The following is a 5,027-nucleotide window of genomic DNA, read 5'->3' on the forward strand; positions in this document are numbered from 1 at the left end:
TGGCGTGGACGGACGTCGGCGGCGAGCTGCTCACCATTGAAAGCGTCATGATGCCTGGCAAGGGCCGCATGACGGTGACGGGCAACCTGCGCGACGTGATGAAGGAGTCGATCTCGGCGGCTGCGTCCTATGTCCGCTCGCGTGCGATCACCTACGGCATCGAGCCGCCTTTGTTCGAGCGTCGTGACATCCACGTCCACGTGCCGGAGGGGGCGACCCCGAAGGACGGCCCCTCGGCCGGCGTCGCCATGGCGACGGCGATCGTCTCGGTGATGACCGGAATTCCGGTGCGCCGCGATCTCGCCATGACCGGCGAGATCACGTTGCGCGGGCGCATCCTGCCGATCGGCGGCTTGAAGGAGAAGCTGATGGCGGCGCTGCGCGGCGGCATCAAGAAGGTGCTGATCCCCGAGGAGAATGCCAAGGATCTGATCGAGATCCCGGACAACGTGAAGAGCAACCTCGAGATCGTTCCGGTGTCGCGCATGGACGAGGTCCTGGTCCACGCGCTCACGCGCAAGCCGGAGCCGATCACGTGGGACGAGGAGAAGGCGGCCGCCAAGGCCGCGACGACTCCTGACGTGGCAGTCGAGGACGAGGCTTCGATCCTCACCGCGCACTGAACGCGGCAATCACAAACGCTGAAACGGCGGCCCTCGGGCCGCCGTTTTCATTTGACCCGGATCGCTCCGCTTGCGCGACGCCACGACCCGGCGCTATGGCTGTCGCAGGGCGGTTAGCTCAGTTGGTAGAGCATCTCGTTTACACCGAGAGGGTCGGCGGTTCGAGCCCGTCACCGCCCACCATGCCGTCAGTGCGGGGCCGTATTACTATCCGCCGAGTTGAACTCGACCGGAATGCCGTCGCCGGTGGTGACACCGTCCGCGTGCGCTTTCTTGGCGCAGCCGGCCATGGCGATCGCGAACGCGGCAACGATCAATAATGCCAGCGTGCTCTTCATGCGATGTCCCCGGTGGCCCGCACGCTTCTTAGCGGAACCGGAGGGTTATGGACATGATTGACGTCAGCCAGTGGGCAAATCGCCGGCGACGACGCGATGATGTTCCACCCGTTCGGGCTTTTCGAGCAGGAAGGCGTCGTCCTCGGGATAATAACGGGCGATCTCGACATTCTCGCCGGCGAAGGCGCGGATCGCGTCCATGTCGGCCCACCAGCTGAGCGTGGTGACCTCGCTGGTGCCGTCGCCGAGCGCGCGCAACAGCATTTGCGCGCCGAGATTGCCCGGCGTCTTACGGTAGTCGTCGATCCCGGTGCGCTTGATATAGTCGACATAGGCGGCTTCGGCGGTGGTCCGGATCCGCGATGCCCAGCGGCGCAGGATGATCGTGTCGGTCATCGGCTCAACTATGCTCCTTCACATAATCGCGCGGATTCTTGTTGACCGGGGCGACCCCGGTCAAGTGCGCGGCCTCGAACGCGGCGAAGCGAACCGCCAGTGCATGGCTGAGCGCGCGATCGGCATGCCGCCGGAAATCGGTCAGCCCCTGCCGTTCCTCTTCCGCCATATGATCGCCGTTCGCCTTGTTCGCCCCGGCGACCGCGTCGATCCAGGCATCGCTGCCGACCGGATGGTCTTCCACCGCCAACGCGGCGTCGCGTATTTCATTATGGTCCTTGATCGCGTCCTTCGTCTCGTCGGCGGCGCTGTCGGCATCGGCCGCGCCCGCGCCGATCTTGAGCAGATCGGGATAGAAGAAACGCTCCTCGGCCTCGGCATGCGTGTCGAGCAAGGCGCGCAGCCGGCGCCAGACCGCGCCCAAGGCCTCGACGTCGCTGCGGTCGATCGCGTCGATGATCGCGAACAGCCGCCGCTGTTCGGCATGATCGTCGAGGATGAGTTGCGTGATGTCCAAGAGAATCCCCTCCGCTTCGGAATGCAAAGCGAGGTGTGGCACGAAGGGTTCCGAGCGTGCGTTCGATTGTCGCCGGCCTGCAACACTGCGCGCGCCGCGATTGCCGATGCGCCATTCGCAATGGCGCGGCGGTGCGCGAAGCGCTAGATCGCGCGCATGCAAATTGGTCATCGGGTCGACGAAACCGGCCTGCTGCTGCGCGACGGCGGCAGCTTCTATTTGCGCCGGGACGCCGGCGGACGCTTCGCGCTCGACCTCCGCCGCACGCCGGTGGACGAGGTCGAGAAACGGGTGCGGCTGGTGGGCACTTATGTCGGGTCCGATCTGGTCGATGTGGACGGCGTTTCGCTGATCTGATCGGGCTTTGCGTCTGATGGGGGCTTTGCGCGAAGCGAGAAAAGCTATCTTGGCGGCGGCGCCCGGTGGCCCCACCTTCCCACGATGAGTGCAACTTCCTCGACGCGGCGGCTTCCGCCTTTCGGCCTTCAGGTGCTCGCCGGCATGCTGATCGGCCTCGCGCTGGGCTTCGCCGCGCGCGCGGTGGGCGATTCCGGCTCGGCGCTCGCCGAAACCCTGCACGTTGTTGGCCAGATCTTCGTGCAGTTGCTGAAGGCGCTGGTGCCGCCTCTGGTGTTCACCGCGATCGTCAGTTCGATCGCGGCGCTGCGCGACCTCGAGAATGCCGCCAAGCTGGTGTGGCAGACCCTGCTGTGGTTCGCGCTGACCGCTTTGATCGCGGTCTCGATCGGGATCGTGCTCGGCCTCGTCATCCAGCCGGGCCTGCATGCCGGGGTCGATGCCGCCGCAGCCGTCGCGCCGGGCACGCGCGGCACCTGGCTCGATTTCCTGAAGGGGCTGGTGCCGGTCAATGTCTTCGGCCTGACCGCCGCAACCACGGTCGAGAACAATAGCGCCACCACCGCTTTGTCGTTCAACGTGTTGCAAATCATCGTCGCGGCGATCGCGATCGGTGCGGCGGCGGTGCGGATCGGTGCCGCCGGCGAAGCCTTCCTGACGTTCAACGCGTCCGCGCTCGCGGTCTTCCGGCGGCTGCTGCACTGGGTGATCCGCCTGACGCCGATCGGCACCGCCGCTCTGATCGGCGATGCGGTGGTGCGGTACGGCTGGAGCGCTTTGTCCGCGCTCGGCGCTTTCGCCGGCGCGGTCTATATCGGTCTCGCTTTGGTGCTGCTGGTGGTTTACCCGACCCTGCTCGCGGCCAACGGCCTCAGCCCGCTGCGTTTCTTCGCCTCGGCCTGGCCCGCGATCCAGCTCGGCTTCGTCTCGCGTTCGTCGGTCGGCACCTTGCCCGTGACCGAGGACGTGACCGAACATGCGCTCGGCGTGCCGCCCGCTTACACCGCCTTCGCCGTCCCGCTCGGCGCGACCACCAAGATGGACGGCTGTGCCGCGATCTATCCGGCGGTCTCGGCGATCTTCGTCGCGCAATTCTATGGCGTGCCGCTGCACGTCACCGATTACGCGCTGATCGTTTTCGTGTCCGTATTCGGCTCGGCCGCGACCGCCGGCCTGACCGGCGCGACCGTGATGCTGACGTTGACCTTGTCGACGCTGGGCCTGCCGCTGGAAGGCGCGGGCCTGCTGCTCGCGATCGACCCGATCCTCGATATGGGGCGGACCGCGATCAACGTCGCGGGCCAGGCGCTGGTGCCGACGATCGTCGCCAAGCGCGCGGGCATCCTCGATCTCGATCGGTTCGCCCGCGGCGCGCCCGCCAATGCGGCGTTGCAGCCCGCCTGAACGTTCAGCGCCGGGCAATCGAGCGCGCTTTAGCCTGCACCGATGCGTATCCTGTTCGCCCTGATGCTGGCCTTCATGCCGGCGGTCGCGCTCGCCCAGTCGGACGAGGATGCCGCGCATCGCGCCGACCGTCAGACGACAGAGGACCTCAATCGCTCCGCCGCGCGCGCGGTCGATCAGCGCAACGCCGCCAATGACGCCACGCTCGCCCGCTATCGCGATGCGCGCGAGGCTTATCAGCGCCAGCGAGAGGCTTGGCGCCGCCGCCTCGCCGCCTGCCAGGCCGGCGACGCGCGCGCCTGCGATCCGGGCTGAACCCGCTGATGCGTTTCCTCGCCATCGGTCTGCTCGGCGGCCTGTTGCTGGCCGCCGCGCCGGCCTCGGCCGAGACGATGTTCGAGCAACAGGTGCGGGCCGCGCTCAACGCCGCGCGCGCCGATCCTGCTGGCCTGGCGTGTGATCTTCGGGACTATCGGACCTATTTCGACGGCCGATTGGTCCATCTTCCCGGCCAGGCGGCGGCAATGGTCACGCACGAGGGCGTGAAGGCGGTCGACGAAGCGATCGCCTTCCTCGATCGCCAGCCGCCGCTGGCGCCGGTGGAGGCGTCGGCCGTGCTCGCGGCAAGCGCGCGCGATCTTGCCGAGGATCAGGCTCGTGGCGGCGTCGGCCACCAGGCGAGCGACGGCGCCTGGCCCAATGACCGGCTGCGACGGCATGGCGGCGGCGGCACGATTTCGGAGGTCGTCTCCTATGGCGCGGTGGATGCGCGCGATGTCGTGCGGCAGCTGATCGTCGATGACGGCGAGCGCGAGCGCGGCCATCGCCACATTCTCTATGCGCCCGATTTGCGCTTCGCCGGCGTCGCCTGCGGCCCGCATCCTCAATATCGGACGATGTGCGTGATCGATCTCAGCGTCACGCCCGACGGCCGCTAGAGGTCGCGCACCACCCGCCGGGCGACCGCCAGCCAGGGCGAATCCACAATCACTGTCTGCCGTGCGCCGCTGGTGAGCGGCAACAGCAGCATCCGGTCGCTCTCCAGCCCGATCATCCGCCCGAACGCGAAGCGGCCGCCGGGGCGCGGCACCAATATGTCACGGTTGAGCGCGCGGCCGAACTGGTCGGGCGCGATCCGGTCGCACCAGATCATGTCGCCCGCGCGGTAGTCGCCGACGCTCTGCTCGACCAGGATCGCGATCGCGTCCGGGCCGGGTTGCGGCGGGGTGGCGGCGAGGTCCCTGGCGGGCGCCTGCGCGCCGTCGCGGCCGAGCAGGGCCGCTACCGGCAATTCCGCCTTGTCGGGCGTGCGCACCAGATCGGCCGCATCCGCATCGAGCGCGCGCGCGATCCGGTTGAGCCAGCCGACGCTGACCGTGCGCGTGCCGGTCT

At 67.9% G+C, this 5,027-nt stretch carries 9 protein-coding genes and 1 tRNA gene; 6 read left to right on the forward strand and 4 right to left on the reverse strand.

The genetic code is table 11. The annotated features are described in order from the left end of the window. The coding region (locus VK533_RS02915; RefSeq protein WP_324374853.1) for a S16 family serine protease at window positions 1-623 on the forward strand (623 nt) is incomplete at its 5' end. A gap of 107 nt (window positions 624-730) precedes the next feature. Continuing rightward, window positions 731-806, forward strand: a tRNA-Val gene (locus VK533_RS02920). A 5-nt stretch (window positions 807-811) separates the two neighbouring features. On the opposite strand, the gene VK533_RS02925 is transcribed toward VK533_RS02920, so the two are convergent. The 3 genes from VK533_RS02925 to VK533_RS02935 all read right to left on the reverse strand — a co-directional run bounded on the left by VK533_RS02925 (window position 812) and on the right by VK533_RS02935 (window position 1,874). Next, window positions 812-961, reverse strand: coding sequence for a hypothetical protein (locus VK533_RS02925; RefSeq protein WP_324374855.1), 150 nt, complete (start codon window positions 959-961; stop codon window positions 812-814). A gap of 63 nt (window positions 962-1,024) precedes the next feature. Next, window positions 1,025-1,357: a hypothetical protein gene (locus tag VK533_RS02930; RefSeq protein ID WP_324374857.1), complete on the reverse strand. Its 333-nt coding sequence runs from the start codon at window positions 1,355-1,357 to the stop codon at window positions 1,025-1,027. A gap of 4 nt (window positions 1,358-1,361) precedes the next feature. Further along, entirely contained in the window at window positions 1,362-1,874 is a 513-nt protein-coding gene (locus VK533_RS02935; protein ID WP_324374859.1) for a hemerythrin domain-containing protein, read from the reverse strand. A 156-nt stretch (window positions 1,875-2,030) separates the two neighbouring features. Between VK533_RS02935 and VK533_RS02940 the strand changes: the two genes are divergently transcribed. From VK533_RS02940 to VK533_RS02955, 4 genes are all read left to right on the forward strand, one after another. Further along, window positions 2,031-2,231, forward strand: coding sequence for a DUF5818 domain-containing protein (locus tag VK533_RS02940; RefSeq protein ID WP_324374861.1), 201 nt, complete (start codon window positions 2,031-2,033; stop codon window positions 2,229-2,231). 84 nt (window positions 2,232-2,315) lie between these two features. Continuing rightward, a complete protein-coding gene (locus tag VK533_RS02945; protein ID WP_324374863.1) occupies window positions 2,316-3,635 on the forward strand; it encodes a dicarboxylate/amino acid:cation symporter in 1,320 nt (439 codons plus the stop codon). 42 nt (window positions 3,636-3,677) lie between these two features. Next, window positions 3,678-3,950 (forward strand): hypothetical protein, encoded by a 273-nt coding sequence (locus VK533_RS02950; protein ID WP_324374865.1) that lies wholly within the window; start codon window positions 3,678-3,680, stop codon window positions 3,948-3,950. Between the two features lie 8 nt (window positions 3,951-3,958). Next, on the forward strand, window positions 3,959-4,573 hold the full coding sequence (locus tag VK533_RS02955; protein ID WP_324374867.1) for a CAP domain-containing protein: 615 nt from the start codon (window positions 3,959-3,961) through the stop codon (window positions 4,571-4,573). Here the strand turns inward: VK533_RS02955 and VK533_RS02960 are convergent. Beyond that, window positions 4,570-5,027: XRE family transcriptional regulator (locus VK533_RS02960; protein WP_324374869.1), on the reverse strand; the 458-nt coding region annotated here is incomplete at its 5' end. The genes VK533_RS02955 and VK533_RS02960 overlap by 4 nt on opposite strands.

It is taken from the genome of Sphingomonas sp. (genome assembly GCF_035317925.1).
Taxonomy (GTDB): Bacteria; Pseudomonadota; Alphaproteobacteria; order Sphingomonadales; family Sphingomonadaceae; genus Sphingomonas_I.